Genomic DNA, 26325 nt, shown 5'->3' on the forward strand with positions numbered 1-26325 from the left:
ATGCGCTTTACCGATATTTTTATCAAGCGGCCGGTGCTGGCGATTTCGATAAGTTTCCTTATCCTGCTGTTGGGCCTTAACGCCTTAAAGAGCATGCAGGTGCGGGAATACCCCGAGATGACCAATACCGTGGTCAACGTGGCCACCAGCTACTATGGTGCCGATGCCAACCTTATTCAGGGCTTTATTACCCAGCCACTGGAGCAGGCGCTGGCCCAGGCCGACAACGTGGATTTTATGACCTCCGAGAGTTTCCTCGGTAAGTCAAATATCAACGTCTACATGAAGCTCAACACCGACCCCAATGGCGCCTTGGCGGATATTCTCGCCAAGGTGAACTCGGTGCGCTCGCAATTGCCCAAAGAGTCTGAAGACCCGACCGTGACCATGTCCACCGGCTCCCAGACTTCGGTGCTCTATATCGCCTTCTCCAGCGACCAGATCAACTCAAGTCAGCTCACCGACTATCTGGAGCGTGTGGTCAAGCCGCAACTCTTTACCATCAATGGCGTGGCGAAGGTAAACCTGTACGGCGGTATCCAGTACGCCATGAGAATATGGCTCGACCCGGCACGCATGGGTGCCTTTAACTTAAGCGCCACCGAGGTGATGCAGGTACTGCAGGCCAACAACTTCCAGTCGGCCGTGGGTCAGGCCAATGGGGTTTACACCCTGTTTAACGGCACAGCCGATACCCAGGTGGCCACCATCGATGAACTGAAAAAACTGGTGATCAAGAGTGGCGATGGCAAGGTAGTACGCCTTGGTGATATTGCCGAAGTCTCGCTGGACAAGAGCCACGATGTGTACCGGGCGCTGGCCGATGGTCAGGAAGCCGTGGTGATAGGCCTGGATGTGACCCCCACCGCCAACCCGCTCACCGTGGCCGCCGATGCCCGCACCCTGCTGCCGGAAATTGAGCGCAGCCTGCCGCCATCCATTAAGGCGCGTATTCTGTACGACTCATCCCGCGCTATTGATGAATCCATCAACGAGGTTATCAAGACCATCGGCGAAGCCGCCATTATCGTTATCGTGGTGATCACCCTGTTTTTGGGCTCGCTGCGGGCGGTGCTTATTCCGATTGTGACTATTCCGCTGTCACTGATTGGTGTGGCCATCATCATGCAGACCTTCGGCTTCAGTTTGAACCTGATGACCCTGCTGGCGATGGTGCTGGCCATTGGTCTGGTGGTGGACGATGCCATCGTGGTGGTGGAAAACGTCGACCGGCATATCAAGCTCGGTGAAAGCCCGTTTCGCGCCGCCATCATAGGTACCCGCGAAATTGCGGTGCCGGTGATTTCCATGACCATCACCCTGGCGGCTGTGTACGCGCCAATTGCACTGATGGGCGGGATCACAGGCTCTCTCTTTAAGGAGTTTGCCCTGACACTGGCGGGCGCCGTGTTTATCTCAGGGATTGTAGCGCTGACGCTGTCGCCCATGATGTGCTCAAAAATCCTCAAAGCTCACAGCGCACCGAGTAAGTTTGAGCACGCGGTGGAAACCACCTTAACCCGCCTGACCGACAGCTATGCCCGCATGCTCGGCGCCGTGATGCAAAAACGCGCCGTGGTGGTGGCCTTTGCGGTTATTGTGTTTGCCTCACTGCCGCTGCTGTTTAAGTTTATTCCGGCCGAGCTTGCCCCCAAGGAAGACAAGGGCGTGGTGATGATGATGGGCACGGCGCCTTCTAGCGCGAACCTTGACTATATCCAGAGCAATATGAAGCTGGTGACCGACATGATTAAGGCTCAGCCTGAGTCGGCGGCCTCGCTCGCCTTCGTCGGTATTCCCAATGCCAACCAGGCCTTCGGTATTGCGCCGCTGGTGCCCTGGAGTGAGCGTGACAAGAGCCAGAAGGAAATGCAGAAGTTCTTTGCCGGTGAAGTAAAAAGCATTCCCGGCATGGCGGTCACCACCTTCGAGATGCCTGAGCTGCCCGGCGCCTCTGGCGGCTTGCCGATCCAGTTTGTCATCACCACCGCCAGCAGCTTCGAGAGCCTATTCCAGATTGGTACCCAGGTGCTCGAAAAAGTGCAAAAGAGCCCGTATTTCATCTACTCGGAGATGAACCTCAAGTTTGACTCAGGCAGCATGCGCATTCATATCAAGCGCGATCTGGCGGGCACCTATGGGGTGACCATGCAGGACATCGGCATGACGCTCTCCACCATGATGAGCGACGGCTATGTTAACCGCATCAATCTGGATGGCCGTTCTTACGAGGTTATTCCGCAGGTAGAGCGTAAACTGCGCGCCAACCCTGAGTCGCTGGCGAACTATTACGTTAAGGCGGCCGATGGCAAGTCAATTCCGCTCTCCAGCCTGGTGGAAATCGAGATGGTTGCGCAGCCCCGCTCGCTGCCACACTTCAACCAGATGAACTCGCTCACCATCGGCGGCGTTGCCACCCCGGGCGTGGCCATTGGCGATGCGATTAACTTCCTGAAAGACATCGGCGATAACGAGCTGCCCAAGGGTTACAACTACGACTTCCTCGGTGAAGCCCGCCAGTTTGTGACCGAAGGTTCAGCGCTGTACAGCACCTTCCTGCTGGCCATTGCCATCATCTTTTTGGTGTTGGCGAGCCAGTTCGAGAGCCTGAAAGACCCTGTGGTGATTTTGGTGTCTGTGCCACTCGCCATCTGCGGTGCCCTCATCGCACTGGGCTGGACCCATGTGTTCGGCTTATCGTCGATGAACATCTACACCCAGGTGGGTTTGATTACCCTGGTAGGCCTTATCACCAAGCACGGTATCCTGATGTGTGAAGTGGCCAAGGAAGAGCAGTTGCACCGCCGGATTGGCCGAATCGAAGCCATCAGCCTTGCGGCCAAAATCCGTTTGCGCCCCATTCTGATGACCACAGCAGCCATGATTGCAGGTCTTATTCCGCTGCTGTTCGCCTCCGGCGCCGGCGCGGTGGCCCGTTTCAACATTGGTCTGGTGATTGTGGCAGGCCTTGCCATAGGCACTGTGTTCACCCTGTTTGTACTGCCGGTGATCTACAGTTTCCTTGGCGAAAAGCACAAACCGCTGCCCGAGTTTGAAGAGGCCAGCGCGAGTTAACGCGACTCAACTTTCAAATCGAAAACCGGGCCCAGTGCCCGGTTTTTTATGCCCGACGACTGGATGCGCCCCGCTTGCCACTGCGGCCCGTTTTCCCTAAGCTCAAAGGCTGTTATAGCCAGAGACCTAGCCAATGCACCAAGAATTCAGTCTGTTTAACGAAGAAAATCAGCCACTTTTTGATGAGTTGGTGAGTGGCGTGCGCAGCTTTAACCATGCGCATCTGGGCACGGAAAAGGCCCAGCCACTGTTGGTGTGTGCCAAAGATGATACAGGTAAGCTGCTTGGTGGCATTGCCGGGCGCACCATCTATCGCCAGTTTTTGATAGAGGTACTCTGGGTCGATGACAGCTGTCGCCAAAGTGGGTTAGGCCGCGAGCTGATGGCCAAAGCCGAGGCGGCGGCACGGGAGCGCGGCTGTATTGCGGCGCAGGTGGATACCCTGGCGTTCCAGGCCCCGGGGTTTTACCAAAAACAAGGCTTCGACATCATTGGCGAAGTGCCCGCCATTGGCGACAGTCCGGGGCGTTTCTTCCTGCTCAAGCGTTATCTTTAAGGCGCAACTGTAAAGCGTGCATGGGCTGGGGTACAATCACAGCCAATTTAATCCAAGGCGGAACACCCGATGCTGAATCCGAAAAAAATTGAAGAGCTGGCCAAACAGCTCAGTGACAACCTGCCCTCCGGCCTGAAGCAATTTGCCGGTGAAATGGAAGATCGCAGCAAGCAGGTACTGCAAAGCCAACTGATGAAGCTGGATTTGGTATCCAGAGAAGAGTTTGAAGTGCAGCAACACGTACTGTTGCGCACCCGCGAAAAGCTCGAAGCGCTGCAAGCCAAAGTGGACGAGCTGGAAAAGAAACTGGGCAACTGAGCTCAATCTCGACAAAAAAGCCGGGCATTTTCCAGCTTTTTGTTTTAGTGACTGCGTAGAGTCATAGCGGCTGCAATGAGCTGAATGTCACCTCCAGCCGCTGTCAGCGCAGCAAAAGCCACCGTGGGCGATATAGCTATCGTCCGCTTCATTTTGCGCAGCAAGCGACCTTATCAGGCGGCCAATTGATAAATCTTGGCAGCCCCTTCCCAGCCGTTATCTCTCGCTGATTCAATCATATAGTCCAAATCCAACTCACAGCCTGAAGGCATCTCGGCTTGAATCGCATCTATATGGCAATGAAAACTCTGGCTTTCATCTGACCAGGCCACTGAGACCACGGGTTCGCTGTTGCCGGAGGGTTCCACCAGGCTCAGCCCAACGAAGGGCACAAACGGCAAGGTGAGCTTTTTCGACAAAAATGCCGCCCGTTTTTTGTCAAAGCTCCGAATAGCCAGGGTAAATTGAACGGAGTAACTCATCACGTACCTCCCGTATCCTCGGTAGCCTTCAGCATGGCCTTGCCGAGGTTTGCTGACTTTATAAGCATAGGCCAGCAGCATTGCGGGAGGCGTGACACAGGCTACATTTTACCCGATTTAACTCAGGCAAAGACCAAAGTATCCGTTTCTGCCAAAGCTTCACATTCGGCAGTAAGAGTTATAAAAGCGGTGTCTATCAGATCAATAAAGGCTTGATATCCCTCTTCTATCAGGCGATCAAACTCATCCAGTGCAATGGGGCTGTACCGCCTTGCAAGACGAATGGCACCAAGCGCTTCATCAAAATGCGCCCACTCAACACCGGTGCCACCGTAGTGGCCATGGGTAGCAACCCAATACCACACAGGAATAGACTCACCGGCCAATTCTATCCGCTTATTATCCGCAAGCCATGCCTTAAACTCCTTCCCCCAACTGCTATGGCAAAAAACCTCGTCAATCAGGGCGTATTCCCTGTCAGCACGCTGCTCACTTGCCAAATGGAATCCAAGGGCACGGATAAGGTCACGGGCATTCCCAACTTCCCCTTGATAATCACGGATAAAAGCACTTAACACCGGTTTGTATTGCACCGGCAAATGCCCCAATTGCTCTCGGCGACGACGGGTCAAACCTGCATAACGTGCCATTGCCGCCACGGTTGCCTGCGCCAGCGTCCGGTGGGTCAGGCCCCTCTGCCTGTTGTCGCCATATTCATCCACTGTGGCCGCAAACACATGCTGAGCAATCAGCATATCTTTATCAGATACATCGCTGTATTCCGCTTGATCATTAAATATACCCCGGCTTAACCCAAGGCTGCTGGCAAGTCGAGCAACCAATGGGCCGGCATAACCATTCAGCGCGGCATATCGGGCAAAAAAAACGTAGCAGGTCTCAGGACTTAACAAAGCGCTATAGCACGCTTTCATGCAAAGAGCATCACTGGTATCACCGTTAAAATGCGCTGCCAATAACACTGAAACTTTGGCGGGATCTATGTGTTCAACAATAAGTTGCATGGATTATCCTCCTTGATATTTAGCCGAAAGCTTTTTGTCAAAGACCATTTTGACTCTTTTGGCTTTCCTAACAGACTAGCCCACCGTAAGCATTTCCCACAAGTAAAGACCGAACGCCCCAATCGGAAGCCATTAACCTCAAAAGTCATTTTTTGGCCACAATTGATCAGCGGTCTGCCCCCCTGTTTCTACTCAAAACTGTTTCAATTAGCCAGGCACTAAATCCCACTTTTGTAGCAAGGAAGAATCATGGCGGACATGTTTTTTGGACTCATGGCATTGGCGCTGCTCGGCGCTCTTGGCTTTGGTGGCTTTATGGCCATTCGCACCGGACTCAGACGTCTGTATGGCAATACTGAAGATCCGGCGCAGCTGGCCAGAATGTCACTGATTTTAAAAGGCGCACTTACACTGCTGCTGTGCCTGCTGGCCACAGTACCGCTGACCCTGGTGCAGGATTTGGCAACTGAGCGCGAAGGTCTGTACCGCGATGTAGTACGTGACATAGCGGAGTCCTGGGGGGAGGAGCAACTGCTGACCGGCCCCGTGCTCGTTCTGCCCTATCGCTATGCGGTGCTGACGGAGGAAACCCTGGCCGATGGCGGTCGTCGTCAGCGTCGCACCATAATGGAAGATGAATTACTGATTCTTCCCAGACATCTGAAAATGAGAGCAGATCTCAAGCATGACTTTCGCGACCGTGGCATTTACCACTCACTGGTCTACCAAACCGGGGTGGAGGGCCAGGCAAGTTTCGATATCAATTTGCCCATCATCAGCAATCTGGAGTCATTCGAATTTTCCCGCGCCCGTTTGGTGTTTGGACTATCAGCCAATCAGGCAATAGATAGCGTGGACAGCTTTGTCATAAGCGCTGATGGCCCAGGGGGTGATGGCCATCTGATGTCCGGTACCGGCCTTGCCATTGAGGCGCTGAATCGAGGTTTTCATCGGCCGCTGCAACTGGGTCAGGAACAGGCTCCCTTTACAGTGGACTTCAAACTGCGCCTGCGTGGCTCTCAGGGTATAGGATTTCTGCCCCTCGGCGAGGCCTCCGAGTTTAGTCTCAGCGCCGATTGGCCTCACCCCAGCTTTAGCGGCATACTCCCCAGCGAGCGCAATATCGGCGCCGATGGCTTTACCGCCTCTTGGAATATCAGCCACTTAAGCCGCAACTATCCGCAAATTATCCGTACCTCACAGGGGCAGAGCCTGCTGGAAGCCAAAGCCCATACCCAGCTGTTTGAACCTGTCACCCACTACGGCAAAATCGAGCGGGCCATCAAATATGGGCTGTTGTTCGTCGCCCTGACATTTGTCCTGCTGCTGATGCTTGAATTGAGTCTAGGCCAAAACTTATCACCGCTGCAGTATTTGATGGTCGGTGCCGCCATGACCCTGTTTTACCTGCTGTTGTTGGCACTGTCTGAACACCTTGGCTTTGGCATGGCCTATGTATTGGCAGCCCTGGCACCTGTCCTCAGCATCCCCGTCTATGTGGCCAGCGCCACCCAAAGCCATGGCAGGGGTGTGATTATGCTGGCGATGCTGCTTGGTCTTTATGGTCTTCTGTACTCGATTTTGCGTCTTGAAGATTACGCCCTGTTGATGGGCAGTGGTCTGCTGCTGGCGGTCCTGCTGACGCTGATGTACCTCACCCGCCGCCAAAGCGTTACCAGTTCATAACCACATCCCTTAAGCCTCGATGAAGGTACCGGCAGTGCCCCTCTTTTGGCTGCCGGTTTTTTTCTGTGCCCCAAACGGGTACACTCAGTTTTTCATAGCATACAAAGAGTTAAGATGCATTACGCCCACGCATCCAGGTTTGGCCAGGGCTCGCGCCCCTTGTTACTGCTGCTGTTTTGGCTGGTGTTATTGCTGCCATCCACCATGCTTTATCTTTTGGATATCAAGCTGTTTCCACTGCTCGAGCTCGACAGTGTTGGCGCTGATTTCCTTTATTGGGTCACCTTTACCGGCACAGCGCCCTGGGGTGCTCTCACTGCGGCGGCGGTGGCCGCTTTGGGGTTTTATCGCTTGTCACGGGCGCAGGCAACAAGGATGTTGCTGGCGCTCGCGCTCTCCCTTGGCGGCGGACTGGTGCTGAATGAGCATCTGAAAACCTGCTTCGATGAACCCCGTCCCAACGCTGAATATCTGGCCAAGAAAAATCTGCTGCAGCTGGATGTTTTTTACGGTCAATCCAAGCAGGAGCGCCGCACAGAAATAGCACACCTGCTTACGCTACAAGATGCTGAACTGCCATTGATGACACAAAACATTGCAGCTCACTGGCGTCAGGAAGTCGGGCTGTCTTTTCCTTCCGGCCATACACTTTATGCGGCAACCCTGTCACTGACCGTGTGTTGGTTTTTTATTGCATCAGGACACCGGGTGCCCTGTCTGATGCTGGGTGGATGGGCTGTCGCTATGGGGTTTTCAAGAATGTTTCTGGGGATGCATCACAGTCAGGATGTACTGGCGGCAACGGCACTTTCACTACCATTGGTCTCAGTGGGAATTATAGGTGCACAGTTGCTCACTGTGCTGGTTCAGCGCAGATACTCGATTAACAGTGCTTGATATCGGCCACTTTGCTTGATCTTATTCAGACCTTCATTAAAAGCATCCCGGATAATGGAGTTGCGGAACATCAGCTGGTAACCGGTACGTGGAAAAATTTCGTGAAATTCGACTTTTTTACCCGAATCAATCTCGCTTTCAACCAATCGATTGTTAGCCAGAAAGATGTATTTGTCAGCTACCGCAACATCTATCCTTCCAAGGTATAACATCTTGTTTTGCGTGGATTGAGGGCTAAGCTCGCGGTAAATGGTTTTATCGGTAACGGTTTTAAATTCCCCACCAAGCATAACGGATGCATTTTCAAAGGCCGCCACACTGTACTGAGTCAAATCCCGGATCTGCTTCAACCGCAATCCCCGCTCCTCAAGACTAATTGCAACGTTTTGATAGTAAATGTAATTTTCAGTTGGATATCCTGACAACCTGAAGTAAGAATTTACCGTCATCACGCCATCAAGGCGTTCTTTTTCGTAGAAAAGGATTTGCCGCTTACGGGAGTAAAATTTAAAGCGAACATCCATACCTACTTCAGCAAAAGCAGCACGGATGATTTCAAGTTCAAGTCCAGACTCTGAGTCTTCAAGCACATAGGGGGGCTTGTTGTTGGTGGCACCGATAGTAACAGTGGACGCCTGAGCTACTATCGCAAAGCACATTGCCAGCAAAAACATGGGGAAGCGCATAAGATCCCTTTTAATTATCGTTGTCAAATAATATAGACGCTGACAACCGAAGAGACCAATGCGCAACCCTCAACCAGACGGTTTTATTTCAGCGCTTCTTCCAGAGCCCGAAGGCAAAGTGCCACATTTTCAGCCCGGGCGCCATACCCCATGAGCCCGATACGCCAGGCCTTGCCGGCCAGCTCGCCAAGGCCTGCACCTATTTCCAGATTATATCTCTGCAATAACAGCGTACGAACGGCTGCATCATCTATACCTTCAGGAATATACACAGCATTCAACTGGGGTAAACGACAGGCTACTTCCACCACAAACCTCAGCCCCAGCTTTTCAAGGCCAGCCTTGAGCAACTGATGCATGTTTTGATGTCTGGTCCAGGCATTTTCGAGGCCTTCTTCGGCAAGCAGCCGCAGTGACTCGTGCAGGGCGTAAAGGGCATTAACCGGCGCTGTGTGGTGATACGCGCGCTTGCCAGCGCCACTCCAGTAGCCCATTACCAGGGTCTGATCCAAAAACCAGCTCTGCACCGGCGTTTTACGGCTTTTAATCTTTTCAACCGCCCTTGGCGAGAAAGACACAGGCGACAGGCCGGGTACGCAGGATAAACACTTCTGGCTGCCAGAATAAATGGCATCTATGCCCCATTCATCCACCCTGAGCTCAACCCCGCCAAGGGAGGTCACCGCATCGACAATCGACAGGCAGCCGTGCTCGCGGGCAAGGGCACAGAGGGTTTTGGCATCCGACAGCGCGCCTGTACTGGTTTCGGCATGGACAAAGGCAAGGAATTTGGCATCGGGGTTTAACTTCAAAACCCCATCAACCACGCCAGGGTCAACCGGCGTCCCCCAGGGGAAGTCCACCACCACCGCAATACCGCCGCAGCGCTCCACGTTTTGACGCATCCGCTCGCCAAACACCCCATTGCGGCATACAACTACCTTTTCGCCAGGCTCCACCAGGTTCACAAAACAGGTTTCCATGCCGGCACTGCCCGGCGCCGACACAGCAAGAGTCATCTCATTCTGCGTCTGAAAGGCGTATTGCAGCAGAGATTTAAGCTCATCCATCATGGCCACAAACAAGGGGTCCAGGTGGCCCACGGTTGGGCGCGACTGAGCCAGCAACACCTCCGGATACACATCAGAAGGGCCCGGGCCCATCAGAATACGACGCGGCGGCATAAAGGGAGCAATCTTGGGGGCGGCTTGCATGGAGACTCCTTGTTGGTGTTGTCGGGTTTTGCAACTTGTCGCGGCGCTGCCGCGCTGAGGTCTGAGTTATCTCGTTATCTTCTGATTTCGAGCAATTACCCTAGCATAATTCCTTTACTAAAACGCCCCTGCCTTGGTCTAAGGGAGGTTCGAATGAGCCCCATACACGCTCTGCGCTGGCTTACCTTGCTGAATTTAGCTGTCGTTAATGACAGATAGGAACTGAGCTATGAATGCGCCGCTAACCATATCCTTGTAAATCACGCCCAAGTAAGCCGCGCCCAAAGGGGCTTTAGGGGCTTTAGTATTTCATCGTTATTCAACTTCGACATGCCTCGGCATGCCTTCAGTTGAATGCCTCGAACTCCTGTTGCCGCCAAAGCCAGAGCACGCAGGGACTCACTCACACCTCCCTAACGGGCTTTCCCACTTATTTACTGCCCAAAAACAAGCGGTAAGCCGGGCTGTGGGTTTCTTCCTGCCACACAAAGCCAAGCTCGGTGAGGAAGCGGCCAAAGGCTTCGCTGTCACCCTCAGGCACCTCGAAGCCCGCCAGTACCCGGCCGAAAGCCGCGCCGTGGTTACGGTAGTGGAACAGACTGATGTTCCAGCGGCTGCCGAGGGTGGTTAAAAACTTAAGCAGCGCCCCCGGATACTCGGGAAACTCGAAGCTGAATAACCGCTCACTCAAGGGCTCTGTGGGGTGACCTCCCACCATATAACGCACATGCAGTTTGGCGGTTTCATCGCTCGATAAATCCTGCACTTCAAAGCCGCCTGAAGTGAGGGACGCGATGATCTCTTTAAGCTCCGACTGGCCACCGGAGAGCCGGATACCGGCAAACACCACGGCGCTGTCGCGGCCCGAGAAGCGGTAATTGAACTCAGTCATGGCGCGCTTGCCCAAAAGCTCGCAAAACTTAAGAAAGCTACCGGGCACTTCCGGCACCTGCACCGCCAGCACAGCTTCTTTTTGCTCACCCAGTTCGCAGCGCTCAGACACGTATCTCAAGCTGTGAAAATTCACGTTGGCGCCACTCAAAATGGCCGCCACCTTGCGGGCTGGTTTGCACGCCTCAGCAAGAGCAGGTGTTGTCTGCGCCAGATACTTTTTCAGCCCCGCCAGAGACAGCGCGCCCGCCGGCTCAGCAATGGCACGGGTGTCTTCGAAGATATCCTTCACCGCGGCGCAGATTTCGTCTGAGCTCACGGTAACCACTTCATCCACATAGTGTTTGGCGATACGAAATGGCTCAGCGCCGATGCGCTTTACCGCTACGCCATCGGCAAAGAGGCCCACCTGGGATAAAGTCACAGGCTCACCCGCCGCCATGGCGGCCTTAAGGCAAGCGGCATCCTCAGGCTCGACCCCGATGATTTTCACCGATGGTCGCACCGCCTTGTAATAGGCAGCGATGCCGGCAACCAGACCACCGCCGCCCACGGGCACAAATACCAGCTCCAGATCCCGCTGCTGCTGCAACATTTCCTGCGCCACTGTGCCCTGCCCGGCAATCACAGCCTCATCATCGAAAGGCGCGATATAGACCCGGCCCTCGGTTTGCGCCAGATGCTGGGCGTGAGCATTGGCCTGATCGAACGACTCACCGTGCAAGAGCACATTACCGCCACGACGACGCACCGCATCGATTTTGATGTCCGGCGTGGTGGTGGGCATGACTATCACGGCATCAATGCCACGACTTGAGGCCGACAGCGCAACGCCCTGAGCATGGTTACCCGCCGAAGCGCATACCACACCGCGCTTACACTCGGCCTGAGTCAGCTGCGAAATGCGGTTATAGGCGCCACGCAGCTTAAAGGAATGCACCGGCTGCATGTCTTCGCGTTTCAGATAAATCTCCTGCCCGAGGCGCGCCGACAGCTTGCCCATATGGGACAGGGGCGTCACCTTGGCCACGTCATACACAGACGACAGCAGGATTTTTTGCAGATAATAATGAGCAAGATCCACAGGCTTCACCTCTGATTTATTAGTGTCACCACCGCCAGCGAAATCCAGCATCTCAGCCCTCCAGTTTGGAGACATCGCGCACCGCGCCCTTATCAGCACTGGTGGCAAGCATGGCGTATGCCTTCAGCGCCATGGACACTGGGCGAACCCGTGACAATGGTTTCCAGGCCAGTGGCCCCTTGGCGTTCATGGCTTCGCGGCGGCTTTCGAGCTCAGCGTCACTCACCAGCAGCTTGATGCTGCGGCCGGGGATGTCGATATCGATACGATCGCCATTTTCAATCAGGCCTATGGTGCCGCCGGAGGCCGCCTCGGGCGACACATGGCCGATGGACAGCCCCGAGGTACCGCCGGAGAAACGGCCGTCGGTAATGAGGGCGCACTGGGTGCCAAGGCCGCGGGACTTTAAGTAACTGGTTGGGTAGAGCATTTCCTGCATGCCGGGGCCGCCCTTGGGGCCCTCGTAACGAATCACCACTACGTCACCGGCCACCACTTCGCCGCCGAGGATACCGGCAACCGCGTCTTCCTGGCTCTCATATACCCTTGCCACGCCGCTGAATTTGAGGTTGGAGTCATCCACCCCGGCGGTCTTCACGATACAGCCGTTTTCGGCGAGATTGCCCGACAATACCGCCAGGCCACCTTCCTGACTGAAGGCAAACTCACGGCTGCGGATACAGCCTTCGCGGCGGTCATCATCCAGGGTGTCCCAGCGGCAAGACTGGCTGAAGGCGCGGGTGGTGGGGATGCCCGCAGGACCTGCGCGGAAAAACTCGTGTACTTTTTGATCTTTGGTTAGCACCACATCGAAGCGCTCGAGCACAGATTTCAAGGTGCCATCTTCCGATGCCACGTGGTTTACATCTGTGTGCAAAAGCCCAGCGCGGTCGAGCTCACCCAGAATCGCCATCACGCCACCGGCGCGGTGCACATCTTCCATATGGTATTTGGGTGTGGACGGCGCCACCTTGCACAGGTGCGGCACCTTGCGGCTGATGCGGTCGATATCGGCCATGGTGAAATCCACCTCGGCCTCCTGGGCCGCCGCCAGCAGGTGCAACACGGTATTGGACGAGCCGCCCATGGCCACGTCCAGCGCCATGGCGTTTTCAAAGGCCTTGAACGAGGCAATGGCGCGGGGCAGCACAGAGGCGTCATCGTCGCCATAGTAACGCTTGGCAAGCTTCATCACCCGGCGACCGGCTTCGAGGAACAGCTCACGGCGATCTGCATGGGTCGCCAGCATGGAGCCGTTGCCCGGCAGTGACAGACCCAGCGCTTCGGTGAGGCAGTTCATGGAGTTGGCGGTAAACATGCCGGAGCAGCTGCCGCAGGTGGGGCAGGCACTGCGCTCGATTTTCTCACTGTCGGCGTCGCTGATACGGTCGTCCGCCGCCGCCACCATAGCGTCGACCAAATCCAGCTTGATGAGCTTGTCAGACAGCTTGGTTTTACCCGCTTCCATCGGCCCGCCGGAAACAAACACCACAGGAATGTTGAGGCGCAGCGCCGCCATCAGCATGCCGGGGGTGATTTTGTCGCAGTTACTGATACACACCAGCGCATCTGCGCAGTGGGCGTTGACCATGTACTCCACGCTGTCGGCAATCAGCTCACGGGATGGCAGCGAATACAGCATGCCGCCGTGGCCCATGGCAATACCGTCATCCACGGCGATGGTATTGAATTCTTTGGCGATACCGCCCGCCTCTTCGATGGCAGACGCCACCAGAGCGCCCATGTCTTTCAAGTGCACGTGGCCGGGCACAAACTGGGTAAAGGAGTTGGCAATGGCGATGATGGGCTTGCCGAAGTCGGTATCTTTAACGCCGGTGGCACGCCACAGGGCGCGGGCTCCAGCCATGTTGCGGCCTTCGGTACTGGTGGCGGAACGTAATTTAGCCATTGAAACTTCCTATGCTTTTTTCAATTTTTTGATGGAAACAGAATATCTTACTTATGTTATGAGATCAGGCACTTGCCGACTGTGACATGGCGGGCTGCATCACATGACAACCGGTCACATCCACCAGTTTGGTCAACTGGTTGCTCAAAAGCTCAATCGCTCGCTCACTGGAAACCGACATCGACAGATGCACGCCGTCATCACCGAGGCGCATATTCATATTGGTCAGAGTAAAGCCGCGATGGCGAACGACCCGAAGGACACGCTCAACCACTTCGGGACGCTGTGCCAGAGTAACTTCCAGACTGTGGTTCATGTGCTTCTCTCCATTTCTTCCATCATATCGCTGTTTGAGGCGCCGGGCGGTACCAGCGGCCAGACGTTAAAGGCATCATCAATTGCCACATGCAGCAGGAAGGGGCCTTTGCAGGTGAGCATTTCTTCCAGGGCTTCTTCCACTTCGTCGGCGCCGAAAATGGTGCGACCGGGGATCTCGAAGGCCGACGCCAGGGTGACAAAGTCGGGGTTATCCGACAGATTGGTCTCGCTGTAGCGCTCTTCGAAAAACAGCTGTTGCCACTGCTTCACCATGCCCAGACGCTGGTTGTCGATAAGCAGGATTTTCACCGGCAGCTTACGGCGCTTGATAGTGGTCAGCTCCTGCACATTCATCATGAAGGAGCCATCGCCGGACACGGCCACCACTGTTGCATCGGGGCGGGCCATCTGGGCGCCGATGGCGGCAGGTAAGCCAAAGCCCATGGTGCCAAGGCCGGCGCTGGATAAATGATCTTCAGGGCGGCGGAAATGCATATGCTGGGCAACCCACATCTGGTGCTGACCCACATCGCAGCTCACTACGCTGTCCTCGGGCAGCTTGTTGGCCAGGCGACGCAACATGGCCGGGGCGTAGATAAGGCTGCCGGGGTGGTTGTAGTCCCAGCGGTGCTCTTCATCCATCGCTGCCACCTCGGCGCACCAAGGGGCGATATCCAGTTCCATTTCAAGCCGTGGCAGCACGGCGCGAAGCTCGGCGGCAATGGCCACATCGGGCTGGCGCAGCTTGCCAAGCTCGGCGGCGTCTATATCCAGATGCAGCACCCTGGCGTTGGGCGCAAATGAGGCCAGACGGCCGGTCACTCGATCATCGAAACGGGCACCCACCACCATCAGCAAATCACATTCCTGCACCGCGAGGTTAGCGGCCTTGCCACCGTGCATCCCCAGCATGCCCAAATAGCCCGGGGTACCATGGGGGATAGCACCGAGGCCCTTGAGTGTAGCCACGGATGGCATATTGGTGGCCTTGATGAAGCGGCGCAGCTGCTCAACAGAGCCGGCCATCCCCACACCACCGCCCACGTACAACATAGGCTTCTTCGCCGCTGCTATCAGGGCGCGGGCGGCGTCTATGTCCGCGTCCAACAGTTCGGGCTCATCGGCGACGGCCAGCAGCGGGGCACGGTACTCAAGCTGAGCGATTTGGATATCCTTGGGGATGTCCACCAGCACAGGACCCGGGCGGCCTGAGGCGGCAAGTTCGAAGGCACGGTAGAGGGTTGGCACCAGTTCATCGACGCTCTGCACCATAAAGCTGTGTTTGGTGCAGGACAGGCTCATGCCGAGTACATCGATTTCCTGAAAGGCATCGGTGCCGATAACCGAGGTGGACACCTGACCTGTGATGGCCACAACAGGCACTGAATCCAGCAGGGCATCGGCAAGGGCTGTGATAAGGTTGGTGGCGCCGGGGCCAGAGGTGGCGAAGCAGACGCCGGTTTTGCCACTGGCGCGGGCATAGCCCACGGCAGCGAAGCCAGCACCCTGTTCGTGGCGGCACAGGGTGTGCTCAACTTCGCTGCCGTAAAGCGCGTCGTAGATGGGCATGATGGCGCCACCGGGATAACCGAATACCGTGTTCACCCCATGGGCGGCCAATACCTTGATGACTGCGTCAGCCCCTCTCATCATCTGTCCTTCCATCTAAATTCCTGCTCTGTGCCTTTACGGTAGTTTTTAAATGCCCTGAAACGAGAAACCCCCCGGTCCTTTCGGAGCGGGGGGCTTTTCTGCAACTTCTTTCCTGGATTAGGTCTGTCAGTTTGCCATGCGCCGTCCCCGCTGTGACTTAATAATCACTACGGTAATAATCACGAGAATGAGCTTGGCAGCCTGGTTAAACACGTTTGACAGAGTCCTTAATCAACTTGCGTATTCGTTTCTGATGTCGCCTTTTTGAGCGAGCTTTAAGAATTAGCACAAAGCTTGCGGGCTGTACAACAGAAAATTTGCATTCCAAAAAAGATTCAGCTTCCCTGCCGAGACAATGCAAACAACAACAGAAAAAGTATCGAGCTTAGGAAGGTGCGAACAAGTCCTCGCACAGCTCTGGCTTTGATAGCGACGACAGTTCAAGGCATTCAACTGAAAGCATGGCTGGGCGCCCCCGCCGTCCTGCTGAAGTTGAATAACGCTGAAATGGTGTTGCTATCAAAGCCCCGTAGGGCGTGGCTTACAGCGGTATCTGCGACGTTACAGTTCTTGCGAAGGACTAGGGCCATTCGCTGCGAACTGTGCCTTGCATCTATCCACTGTAAGCTCACGCAGAGCAAGCACGGGACTTATTCTCACCTTCCCTTGGCCACAAGCTCAGGCCTTTCGGCCAGCGTCAGTTGTGACCACTCAACACAACTGTTGCTTTATTGCATTTGTTGCAGCCGGGTCGTTGGCTCCTTGAACAACCCAGCTTGGTGCCCCTGTTACTGGGCAGCGCTGATGCGCTTCATGTCTTTCATGTAGCCGCGCAGCTCTTCACCGATGTACTCAACGGCGGTGTTGCGGATGGCTTGGTTCACTTCAATCAAACGCACGTTGTCTACGGCGTTGCTGCTGTCTTTCAGCCCTGCGCCCAGATACTCGGCTGACATGGACTTCACGTAATCACGCAGCATGGGCACGGCGGCATGGTTGAACAGATAGCAGCCATATTCGGCGGTATCTGAAATCACCACGTTCATCTCGTACAGACGCTTACGGGCGATGGTGTTGGCGATCAGCGGTGTTTCGTGCAGCGACTCATAATAGGCTGATTCTTCGATGATTCCGGCGTCAACCATGGTATCGAATGCCAGCTCAACACCGGCCTTGATCATGGCAACCAGGAAGATGCCCTTGTCGAAGTAAGTCTGTTCGTCGATGTGCTCATTGCTGCTTGGGGCATTCTCAAAGGCAGTCTCGTTGGTTTCGGCCCGCCAGCGCAGCAGATTGGCATCATCGTTGGCCCAGTCTGCCATCATGGTGCGGGAGAATTCGCCGCTGATGATGTCATCCATGTGCTTCTCGAACAGAGGTGCCAGAATGCCTTTCAATTCCTCGGCCATATCAAAGGCTTTGATCTTGGCTGGGTTAGACAGGCGATCCATCATATTGGTGATACCGCCCTGCTTGAGTGCTTCGGTGATGGTCTCCAGACCCTGCTGGATAAGCTTGGCGGCATAGCCAGGCTCAACACCGTCGGCCACCATCTTCTCGTAGCCGAGGATGGCTGAGGTTTGCAGCATGCCACACAGAATGGTCTGCTCGCCCATCAGATCCGATTTTACTTCAGCGATAAACGAAGAGTGCAGTACACCGGCACGGTCGCCGCCGGTGGCACTGGCGTAGGCCTTGGCGATTTCCAGACCATCACCGCGTGGGTCGTTCTCTGGGTGAACCGCAATCAGGGTAGGTACACCGAAGCCGCGCTTGTATTCTTCACGCACTTCGGTGCCGGGGCACTTGGGCGCCACCATTACAACCGTAATATCTGGGCGAACCTGCATGCCTTCTTCAACGATGTTGAAGCCGTGGGAATATGACAGGGTCGCGCCCTGCTTCATCAGCGGCATTACGGTGTTAACCACGTTGGAGTGCTGCTTGTCCGGGGTCAGGTTCAGTACCAGATCTGCCTGTGGGATCAGCTCTTCGAAGGTGCCAACGGTAAAACCGTTATCGGTGGCCTTCTTCCAGGAAGCACGCTTCTCGGCAATAGCCTCAGCGCGCAGGGCGTAGGAGATATTCAGGCCGGAGTCGCGCATGTTCAGACCCTGGTTCAGGCCCTGGGCGCCACAGCCGAGGATAACGATATTCCAGCCCTTGATGTAGTCACAACCGTTTTCAAACTCGCTGCGATCCATAAAACGGCACTGGCTCAACTGGGCCAGCTGCTGACGTAAATTCAATGAGTTAAAGTAGTTAGCCATAGTGAATACCACTTATCCTTCGTCAATTGGGTTCAAACAACCAGCATGCCTCTGTTGGCCTGTGCCGATTGTGATTGAAATCACTATAGCGGAGAGTTAGCATTGCTCAAAATGATATAAACGAAAGCTATTGTTTCACTTTAAGCAACATGGTTTCGGATAAAACCAGCGAGTCGAGGTCGGTGTGGATATACGAGAAATCAAGCTGTTCCTGAGTCTGTGCGACACCTTGCAGTTTGCCCGAACCGCCGAGCAAATGCACGTGAGCCCGTCCACCTTAAGCCGTGCCATGCAGCGGCTGGAGGAGGATGCCGGCACCCGTTTATTTGAAAGGGATAACCGCAGCGTAAGCCTGACCTCCGCCGGAGTGGAGTTTCGCCAGTTTGCCCAGAACATGGTTAATGGCTGGGAGCAACTGAAAAGCCGCATTTCCCCCAATCAACATCAGTTAATAGGACGGCTGAATCTGTACTGCTCGGTGACTGCCGCCTACAGCCATTTACCGGGTTTACTGGATAAGTTTCGCCGCGAACACCCGCTGGTGGAAATCGTGCTTGGCACCGGGGATGCGGCCAATGCGGTGAGTGAGGTGCAGCAAAACCGTGCCGATATCGCCATTGCCGCGCTGCCGGAAGCCTTCCCGGATAATCTGCATTTCGCCCCAATCGAAACTATCCCCCTGACCATTATCGCCCCGCAAATGCCCTGCCGCGCCAGGGAGCTGCTTGGTGAAGAAACCATCCCCTGGGACAAGCTGCCCTTTATCATTCAGGATCATGGCCCCGGCAGACGCCGTGCCGATGCCTGGTTCAAGGCCATGGGCATTCAGCCCAATATTTACGCCAAGGTGTCAGGCCATGAAGCGATTGTCTCCATGGTGGCACTGGGCTGCGGCGTGAGTATTACGCCGGAAGTTGTGATTCAGCACAGCCCGGTACGCGACCGTATTGCGCTGATGCCAAGCCCGGTGGCTATTGCCCCCTTTGAACTGGGTTGCTGCTGCAAGACCAAGCGCCGGGAAGACCCACTGATAGCCGCCTTCCTCGATTGCATCGACTACTAAAGAAGGTGTGTGTAATTCCTTGCACCGCTCTGCGTGGCTCATTCACTCCTGCCCTGAGCCACAGCCATGAAAAAGGCCGCATCATGCGGCCTTTTTCATATTTGGGATTGACTAATCTTCAGCTCCGGTCAATTCCACCTTGGTCACCAACAGCTGATCTACCTTGTATGAGTCAATATCAACCACTTCAAACTTGTAACCGGCATAGATAACAAAGTCAGTGCGACGGGGAATTTTACGCAGCATAAACATAATGAAACCTGCGATGGTTTCGTAATTCTGGCTCTGGGGAAAACTGTCAATGCCAAATGCACGCATCACATCGGTAATGGGCGTCACCCCATCCACCAGCCAGGATGAAGCATCACGGGCGACAATTTGCTCCTCGCCTTCGGCCAGCGACCAGGTGCCCATCACGGCGCTTTGCAGGTCGTTAAAGGTCACAACCCCCAGCACCAGCGCATACTCATTCAGCACCACGGCAAAATCGACTCGGTTATTGCGGAAATAGTCCAGCGCCTCCGACAGGCTCAGGGTATCGGGAATAATCGGGCAGCTCTGCACCAATGACGGATCTTTCAGATTCAGGGCCTGACCGCTTATCACCTTGATGAGCAAATCCTTGGAATCCACATAGCCCTTGATGGCATCCAGCTGACCATCGCACAGCAGAAACTGACTGTGAGGGTCTGCGGCAATTTTACGCTTGATGTCTTCTTCGGTGTCGCTTTGCAAAAAGAACACCAGACTTTCCCGCGGGGTCATGGCAGAAGTGACCGGAATGCTTTGCATTTCAAACACATTCTCCATCATCATCTGTTCGCCTTTATCTATTACGCCAGCTTCAGCACCGGCATCCATCACCGCATAGATGTCATCTTCGGTAATGGTATCGTTGCGCTGGGTCGGAATACGCAACATACGGAACAACCGGTTTGCAAGGCCGTTAAACACCCACACCAATGGCCGCAGCAGAGTAATACACAGCCCCATGGCTCCCACCAATGACACAGCAACCTGCTCTGGCATGGCCATGGCAATGCGTTTTGGCATAAGGTCGGCCAGCAGAATAAACAGACTGGTCACCAGCAAAAACGACAATATAAAGCTTAACTTGCCAAGCCAGAGGTCGGGTACCACACCAGTGAGCAGCGCCATTATGTGGGGAGTAAAGGCCGATTCCCCCACAATACCACCCATGATAGCAACGGCATTAAGACCTATTTGCACCACGGTGAAGAAACTGCCCGGATGGGCCTGCAAGGCCAACACCCGTCCGGCCTTTTCATTGCCTTCATCGGCCATCTGCCGAAGACGGATTTTTCGTGCCGCGGCAAGGGCAATCTCCGACATGGAGAAGAAACAACTGACACATATAAGCGCCAGAATTATTGAGATATTTTCTAAAAAACTCATGGAATCGTCCATCCTTGAAACGCAGGATTGCGCTTCACTTGCTATACTCTGAGATGCTGCAGGAACCGGAGGGTAACTATGTTCAAGTCATTATATATGCTGATGATTTACAGCTTTGTGACTCTGTTCTCGCCGTTTGCCCATTCCACGACCGAACGCCCTTTGACCTTCTGCGTTGAAGTCACGGAATTCCCACCCTTCAACTATTTTGTCCGTGAAAACAACATAAAAACCGACATCCTTGCAGGTTACGACATAGACATACTGAAGCGGGTATTTGAGGGGGTTCCTTATCAAGTGGTGTCACTGCCTTGGCGACGTTGTCTTATGTCCCTGACAACCGGTGCTGTGGATGCCGCCATGAGCGCATCCATGAACGAACAGCGGCAACGGGATTATATCTCATCCGAACCCTATTATTACCTGACCCCCGGTTATTTTTATTTAGCCAAGGCCGCCGATACTTCCAGCGAAATCGCCAGCGGCGCGGCATTACAGGCGTTGGGCTCTGTGTGTGGGCTTGGTGGCCATAATTATGCGCAGTTCGGTCTGACGAAAGGTTCAGACGTGATCCGCATGGTCAATTACCGGCAACTGGCAGAAATGCTGAAAGCCGGACGATGTCGCTATTATCTCGACCGCCTGGAGCTTCTGCCCGCCGCAATCGCAATCTTGGGCGAATCCTTTATGCCACCATTACACAAGGGGCGAATCACCGGGGCACCAAGCGAACCCTTTTTTATGCTGATCTCCCCCAAGAGCAGTCGGCGGTCATGGTTACAAATACATTTCAACGACAAAATTGCGGAGCTGAGAAGTCAGGGACAACTGGCAAAAATACTGGAATACCATCAGCGAAAACTGACTCCTGACAGTCACTGAAACCAGAAAAATGAATCTCTTCTATAATCAGTTCACACGAAATGGCTTACGCAGACCGGACAATCCACTTCAACTTTGGGAATCAAATTGATGGACATTGCCGCTCCAGCATTGACAGTCTTGGGACTACTGGCTCTTTTGGCTTCACTGCCAACGCTTTGGCGTATCTGTACGTTACCGGAATTCCACACTCGAGCCTGGTTAACGCTGTTAGCACTGGTATTGGGCTTTATCCTTGGCTATATCGGATACCTGTGGATGCTGCATGGTCATACTGTGACCACATTGGAGCTGATTGTCGCGGCTATTTTTGGTGCGGGTGGTTGCTTTGTGTATCTGGTATCCAGGCTCAGTGCCGACACCATTAAAAGGCTTTTCAACACCCTCGAAGACATGCGTTATCAGGCAGAACACGACCTCCTGACCGGACTACCAAACCGAAACGCCTATTACAAAACTTTTGATTTCATGTTGAAGGACGCGCAGCCATTCGCCTGCCTGATCATGGATTTGGATGATTTTAAAACAGTGAATGATACCTATGGCCACCACATAGGTGACAGAGTATTGCAGGAAGCCTGCAGCAGGCTGTTATCTGTAACCCCTGATGGAGCACTTTGTGCGCGTTTGGGTGGCGATGAATTTGCCATGTTATTACCCGGCTTCAGCGCCCAATCTGCCCGAGAGCTGTGCCAGCAGATACATCAACAACTGGTACAGGACATCTGCTTCGACGGGTTAAGGGTGGCCGTGGGCATCAGTATTGGCATCAGCCAATATCCACGGGATGCAGACGACAAAAAACAACTGATGAAATTCGCGGATATCGCCATGTACCATGCGAAAAAAATGGAACAGCGAACAGCCATCTTTACCCATGAGCTGGTTCAGAGAACCTGATACCCACCGACGTTCAGACCTGCCATAAAAAAACATCCGCCCTCAATCTTCACGAATAACACCGACTAAGACAGAACCTCGACTATCCGGTACGCCAGCATTTATACACACTGCCACCTGTCATTGCTGCTCCCCTGAAACGCTAGTGCTCCAGTGCAATATGCTCTGCTGTAGCAATATCCAATAATGAATCCCAATCACGATGCTCAAGTGCTGTAAAAAACTCAGTATCGGGCTCCAACAATCGAAACAAAGTGATCTGTCGGCGAGGATATTCACCAGTCTCCATATGTCGTCTGATATTAGCAAGCGCTACACCACTGGCCAGAAAGTGCCCACCGCCCAATACGTTAATCACCCCTTCTCTTCTTAAAGCCAGCACTTCTGCCGACGTATTGATACTGGCGATCCGTATTTTCCGCCCCGGCACCGCCGCAATGTCTTTCATTGCACGAATGACACCAAATGCCATGTGGTCGTTTGCAGTCCATATCGCATCGAGTCCCGGATACCTTTGCAACAGCACCCCAGCCTGCTGATAGGCCTTAGTTTCCTGCCATTGACCGTACACAGTTTGTTCAGTAATCACCTCCGTCATGGATTGAAGCGCCGCCAATGCGCCCTCAGTTCGCTCAACCGATGCCGGAGTCGACTCGTCTCCTGAAACCAACACAACCTGAGGGTTTTGCTCGGTCACACCTTTCATTAAGGCTTCAGCCGTTGCAAACCCTATGCTGCGGTTGTCCGGCACTATTGGCGGTAACAGATAGTGCTGCCAGTGAGCATCCTTAAGCAGCGCCTGCCTCTCAAAATGACTGATATCATTGAGAATAAATTGGATATACACGGGCTTTTTGTAAAACACATCCAACATTCTCATACCAGATTGTTTTTCATTCACCATAACCACATACAGGGGGAGTTCACTGCGAAGGGCAACTTCATGGGCTTGCCTGATCATCCGGAAATGGTCGCGATCGGCATGAAGGGTTTCTACCTCCAGTCTGAAACGTTCGGCAGCTTTGTTGAACAAGCTGTCAACATCACCCCAAAAGCTTTCCTGACTGATGCCGGGATTGAGAAACAGCACATCGGTCTTCGCCTGCAAGGGAGAAATAAACAGAAATACCCCAAAAAAGAACCATAACCTCATGAGTACACCCCATTCTGCAAGCGCTATTTACCCCTGCCAGCGTTACGTCTTCCTTGCACATTTTCAAAAGAGAATACCGCTATAAATCTCACAGCTGACAACACATTGCAATGTAACGCCTGTCTTAGACCACTCATAAAAGTATAAACCACTGTTCATTTCCAAGCGGATTTCAGCTGCTAGACTTAACGCATTAAAGGATAAAAAGGACTTGTCCAATGGCCATTGCCTGCGTCGCTACCCGAGCGAGTCTGGGGGTGGAAGCCCCAGCCGTGACAGTTGAAGTTCATCTGGCCAACGGCCTGCCGGCATTTAACCTTGTCGGCCTGCCGGAAGCCTCTGTCAGGGAGGCCCGGGAAAGAGTACGCAGCGCCCTGGTCAACGCCGGATTTGAATTTCCCATGCGCCGCATTACCGTAAATCTGGCACCCGCTGACTTACCCAAACAGGGGGGGCGTTACGATCTGCCTATCGCCATCGGTATTCTGGCCGCCTCAGGACAAATTCCACTGACCAGCCTTAAAAACCGAGAGTTTGCCGGCGAGCTTGCATTGTCGGGTGAGGTGCGGTTTTGTCCCGGTCTCTTGCCTGTCATAGTCGCTGCGCGCAGAGAAAACCGAGAGCTCATCCTGCCTTTGGCTAACCGTGCGGATGCGGAACTGGTGGATTACCCGGCCATCCGACTTTGCAGCCAACTGGTGCATCTGGTGGCCTTTCTTCATGGTCAGCAACCTCTGCCGGGGTTGGAGCAAGGTACAGAGTGGTTGGAGGAACAGGCACAAGCCAGCAACTGCCTCAGTGAAGTGACGGGGCAATACCAGGCCAAGCAGGCGCTGGAGATAGCAGCTGCTGGCGCTCATAACCTGCTTATGCTTGGTTTACCCGGCTGCGGTAAAACCATGCTGGCCAGCCGTATTATGGGGCTGCTGCCAGCGCTGCATTATGACGAAGCGCTGGAAGTTGCGGCGCTGCACTCTGTCGCCGGACTGAACATAAAGCCAAATGAATTTCACCGCAGGCCGTTTCGTGCACCTCACCATACTTGCTCGGCGATTTCTTTGGTGGGTGGGGGCAGCGTTCCCAAACCGGGAGAAATATCCCTTGCCCACAGAGGCGTACTCTTCCTCGATGAGCTGCCGGAGTTTCCGCGAAAGGTGTTGGACTGCCTGCGAGAACCGATGGAAACCGGTGAAGTTGTTATTTCCCGTGCCGCCGCCAAACTCACGTTTGCCAGCCGTTTCCAGCTAATTGCCGCCATGAATCCCAGCCCCTGCGGCAGTGCCGGTACCGGCAGCCGTTCAAGCCCCGAACAAATCAGCCGCTATCTGGCACGCCTGTCCGGCCCCTTTCTTGACCGCTTCGACCTTTCCATTGAAGTGCCGCCATTGCCGCCCGGAGCGCTCACTCAGACCAATCAAAACGCTGAAACCACTGAAACAGTTGCCAAACGCGTGGCGGCTGCCCGGGAAAGGCAGCTGGCCAGAGCTGGCAAGCTCAACAGTGAACTCAACGGCAAAGAGCTGGAACAAGCCGGATTTTCCCGGGTTGATCTGGAGTTCCTTGAGCAAAGCGTTAACCGTCTGGGCCTGTCCGTTCGCAGCTATCACCGGCTGCAACGGGTAGGACGAACAATAGCCGATCTGGAGAATTGCCCAAATGTTGAACGCAAGCATCTTGCCCAAGCTCTCGGCTACCGTGCCATGGATCGGCTGTTGGCCAGCCTTGCTCAACAATTGGTATAAAAAGGATACGTGCAAGACGCCACTGAACTATGCTCAGTGGCATATCTTCAGCCATTGGATACCGTCAATGCCAAGGCGTATTGCCATGTTCCTTATCCTTCTTCTTTTGCCTTTTTCTGCGATCTGCCAACCGGTAAAGCTATTAAAACTCGATTGGTCCAGTCAACGGGTTCAAACAGAAATCCTGGCGCAACTGCTGGCACGTCAAGACATCAAGACCGAAGTAATAGAAGACGCAGCCAGTGCACAGTGGTTTTTACTGCGAACCGGCCGTGCCCATGTGCAACTGGAGGTTTGGGAGGGCACCATGGCCAAGGAGTTCTCTCACATGGTAGAAAAGGGGTTTATCCTAGATGCGGGAAACCATGAGACCAGCACCCGCGAAGACTGGTGGTACCCCGCCTATGTTGAAGACTTGTGCCCAGGCCTGCCTGACTGGCAGGCTCTGTACAAATGCGCATCTATCTTCGCCGAACAAGACTCCGGTGGTAGAGGTGTATACCACGCGGGGCCATGGGAAAAGCCTGACCGAGCCAGGATCAGAGCACTGGGAATTGACTTTGTCGTCAGCGAAGCTGCAGATGGCAACGCTCTGAATGACTTGATTATTGAACATGTGGAAGCGCGTCGTCCCCTGTTGGTGTTTAACTGGAGCCCCAATTGGGTAGAAGCCCGTTACTCAGGGAGATTTGTGGAATTTCCGACCTATCACCCCAAATGTGAACAAGACCCTGGCTGGGGATTGAATCCTAAATACACCTGGGACTGCGGCAACCCAAAAAACGCGTGGTTAAAAAAAGCCGCGCATTTTAGTCTGTCACTTCGGGCCGATTGCGCCCTGGCACTCGTTCAAGCCGTATCGTTTCGCAGCAACGATATAGCCCAAATGGCAATGTGGGTCGATAGAGAGCATATGACAGAAACCGCAGCAGCCCTTCGCTGGCTTGAGGCCAATGCCGAACGGGCCGACAATTGGCAGTCCATCTGCACCTCTAAATCATTGAAGGATGGCCTCAGGTAACCGCTGATGGCTCTAGGGACGGGACTTCACCAGCCAAATACTTAGGGCACAAGTTCAACCTCATCAATCCAAGCATCCACCCACTTC

The 26325-nt window shown here is 54.3% G+C and carries 21 protein-coding genes; 10 read left to right on the forward strand and 11 right to left on the reverse strand.

Annotated elements, in window-relative coordinates:
* From ABYK60_RS06335 to ABYK60_RS06345, 3 genes are all read left to right on the forward strand, one after another.
* A complete protein-coding gene (locus ABYK60_RS06335) occupies positions 1 to 3075 on the forward strand; it encodes a multidrug efflux RND transporter permease subunit (protein WP_372871101.1) in 3075 nt (1024 codons plus the stop codon).
* Between the two features lie 133 nt (positions 3076 to 3208).
* Positions 3209 to 3631: a GNAT family N-acetyltransferase gene (locus ABYK60_RS06340; protein WP_372871102.1), complete on the forward strand. Its 423-nt coding sequence runs from the start codon at positions 3209 to 3211 to the stop codon at positions 3629 to 3631.
* A gap of 69 nt (positions 3632 to 3700) precedes the next feature.
* The gene (locus tag ABYK60_RS06345) at positions 3701 to 3949 is read left to right on the forward strand and encodes an accessory factor UbiK family protein (protein ID WP_126168448.1); all 249 of its coding nucleotides are present in this window, start codon (positions 3701 to 3703) and stop codon (positions 3947 to 3949) included.
* Positions 3950 to 4122: 173 nt separating this feature from the next.
* Here the strand turns inward: ABYK60_RS06345 and ABYK60_RS06350 are convergent, their stop codons facing one another.
* Complete coding sequence (locus tag ABYK60_RS06350; RefSeq protein ID WP_372871104.1) at positions 4123 to 4431, reverse strand: hypothetical protein; 309 nt, start codon at positions 4429 to 4431, stop codon at positions 4123 to 4125.
* A 122-nt stretch (positions 4432 to 4553) separates the two neighbouring features.
* Positions 4554 to 5453, reverse strand: a complete 900-nt coding sequence (locus ABYK60_RS06355) for a hypothetical protein (protein WP_372871106.1) — start codon at positions 5451 to 5453, stop codon at positions 4554 to 4556.
* 249 nt (positions 5454 to 5702) lie between these two features.
* Here ABYK60_RS06355 and creD point away from each other — a divergent pair, with 249 nt between their 5' ends.
* Both creD and ABYK60_RS06365 read left to right on the forward strand, forming a co-directional pair.
* Positions 5703 to 7139 carry a cell envelope integrity protein CreD gene (gene creD, locus ABYK60_RS06360; RefSeq protein ID WP_372871108.1) on the forward strand — a complete coding sequence of 479 codons (1437 nt, stop codon included), beginning with the start codon at positions 5703 to 5705 and terminating at the stop codon, positions 7137 to 7139.
* Between the two features lie 114 nt (positions 7140 to 7253).
* Positions 7254 to 8036: a phosphatase PAP2 family protein gene (locus ABYK60_RS06365; RefSeq protein WP_372871110.1), complete on the forward strand. Its 783-nt coding sequence runs from the start codon at positions 7254 to 7256 to the stop codon at positions 8034 to 8036.
* Here ABYK60_RS06365 and ABYK60_RS06370 read toward each other — a convergent pair.
* From ABYK60_RS06370 to ilvC, 7 genes are all read right to left on the reverse strand, one after another.
* Positions 8006 to 8710: a substrate-binding periplasmic protein gene (locus ABYK60_RS06370; RefSeq protein WP_372871112.1), complete on the reverse strand. Its 705-nt coding sequence runs from the start codon at positions 8708 to 8710 to the stop codon at positions 8006 to 8008. The genes ABYK60_RS06365 and ABYK60_RS06370 overlap by 31 nt on opposite strands.
* Before the next feature lie 95 nt (positions 8711 to 8805).
* A complete protein-coding gene (locus ABYK60_RS06375; RefSeq protein WP_372871113.1) occupies positions 8806 to 9936 on the reverse strand; it encodes an alanine--glyoxylate aminotransferase family protein in 1131 nt (376 codons plus the stop codon).
* A gap of 430 nt (positions 9937 to 10366) precedes the next feature.
* A complete protein-coding gene (gene ilvA / locus ABYK60_RS06380) occupies positions 10367 to 11962 on the reverse strand; it encodes a threonine ammonia-lyase, biosynthetic (RefSeq protein ID WP_372871115.1) in 1596 nt (531 codons plus the stop codon).
* Position 11963: 1 nt separating this feature from the next.
* The gene (gene ilvD, locus ABYK60_RS06385) at positions 11964 to 13820 is read right to left on the reverse strand and encodes a dihydroxy-acid dehydratase (RefSeq protein ID WP_372871116.1); all 1857 of its coding nucleotides are present in this window, start codon (positions 13818 to 13820) and stop codon (positions 11964 to 11966) included.
* A 64-nt stretch (positions 13821 to 13884) separates the two neighbouring features.
* Entirely contained in the window at positions 13885 to 14136 is a 252-nt protein-coding gene (ilvM, locus tag ABYK60_RS06390; protein WP_372871117.1) for an acetolactate synthase 2 small subunit, read from the reverse strand.
* A complete protein-coding gene (gene ilvG, locus ABYK60_RS06395) occupies positions 14133 to 15788 on the reverse strand; it encodes an acetolactate synthase 2 catalytic subunit (protein WP_372871146.1) in 1656 nt (551 codons plus the stop codon). Before ilvG ends, ilvM begins: the two co-directional genes overlap by 4 nt.
* A gap of 791 nt (positions 15789 to 16579) precedes the next feature.
* Positions 16580 to 18061, reverse strand: coding sequence for a ketol-acid reductoisomerase (ilvC, locus tag ABYK60_RS06400; protein WP_372871118.1), 1482 nt, complete (start codon positions 18059 to 18061; stop codon positions 16580 to 16582).
* Between the two features lie 184 nt (positions 18062 to 18245).
* Between ilvC and ilvY the strand changes: the two genes are divergently transcribed.
* Entirely contained in the window at positions 18246 to 19124 is an 879-nt protein-coding gene (ilvY, locus tag ABYK60_RS06405) for an HTH-type transcriptional activator IlvY (protein ID WP_372871119.1), read from the forward strand.
* 111 nt (positions 19125 to 19235) lie between these two features.
* Here the strand turns inward: ilvY and ABYK60_RS06410 are convergent, their stop codons facing one another.
* Complete coding sequence (locus tag ABYK60_RS06410; protein WP_372871120.1) at positions 19236 to 20540, reverse strand: hemolysin family protein; 1305 nt, start codon at positions 20538 to 20540, stop codon at positions 19236 to 19238.
* A gap of 78 nt (positions 20541 to 20618) precedes the next feature.
* Here ABYK60_RS06410 and ABYK60_RS06415 point away from each other — a divergent pair, with 78 nt between their 5' ends.
* Together ABYK60_RS06415 and ABYK60_RS06420 are read left to right on the forward strand one after the other, a co-directional pair.
* Positions 20619 to 21422 (forward strand): substrate-binding periplasmic protein, encoded by an 804-nt coding sequence (locus ABYK60_RS06415; protein ID WP_372871121.1) that lies wholly within the window; start codon positions 20619 to 20621, stop codon positions 21420 to 21422.
* Positions 21423 to 21512: 90 nt separating this feature from the next.
* Complete coding sequence (locus ABYK60_RS06420; protein WP_372871122.1) at positions 21513 to 22322, forward strand: diguanylate cyclase domain-containing protein; 810 nt, start codon at positions 21513 to 21515, stop codon at positions 22320 to 22322.
* 142 nt (positions 22323 to 22464) lie between these two features.
* Here the strand turns inward: ABYK60_RS06420 and ABYK60_RS06425 are convergent, their stop codons facing one another.
* Positions 22465 to 23475 (reverse strand): ABC transporter substrate-binding protein, encoded by a 1011-nt coding sequence (locus tag ABYK60_RS06425; protein ID WP_372871123.1) that lies wholly within the window; start codon positions 23473 to 23475, stop codon positions 22465 to 22467.
* 218 nt (positions 23476 to 23693) lie between these two features.
* Here ABYK60_RS06425 and ABYK60_RS06430 point away from each other — a divergent pair, with 218 nt between their 5' ends.
* Together ABYK60_RS06430 and ABYK60_RS06435 are read left to right on the forward strand one after the other, a co-directional pair.
* Positions 23694 to 25217, forward strand: a complete 1524-nt coding sequence (locus tag ABYK60_RS06430; RefSeq protein ID WP_372871124.1) for a YifB family Mg chelatase-like AAA ATPase — start codon at positions 23694 to 23696, stop codon at positions 25215 to 25217.
* An 85-nt stretch (positions 25218 to 25302) separates the two neighbouring features.
* On the forward strand, positions 25303 to 26238 hold the full coding sequence (locus ABYK60_RS06435) for an ABC transporter substrate-binding protein (RefSeq protein WP_372871125.1): 936 nt from the start codon (positions 25303 to 25305) through the stop codon (positions 26236 to 26238).
* The last annotated feature ends 87 nt before the right edge of the window (positions 26239 to 26325 follow it).

Source organism: Shewanella sp. (assembly GCF_041630135.1).
GTDB lineage: Bacteria > Pseudomonadota > Gammaproteobacteria > Enterobacterales > Shewanellaceae > Shewanella.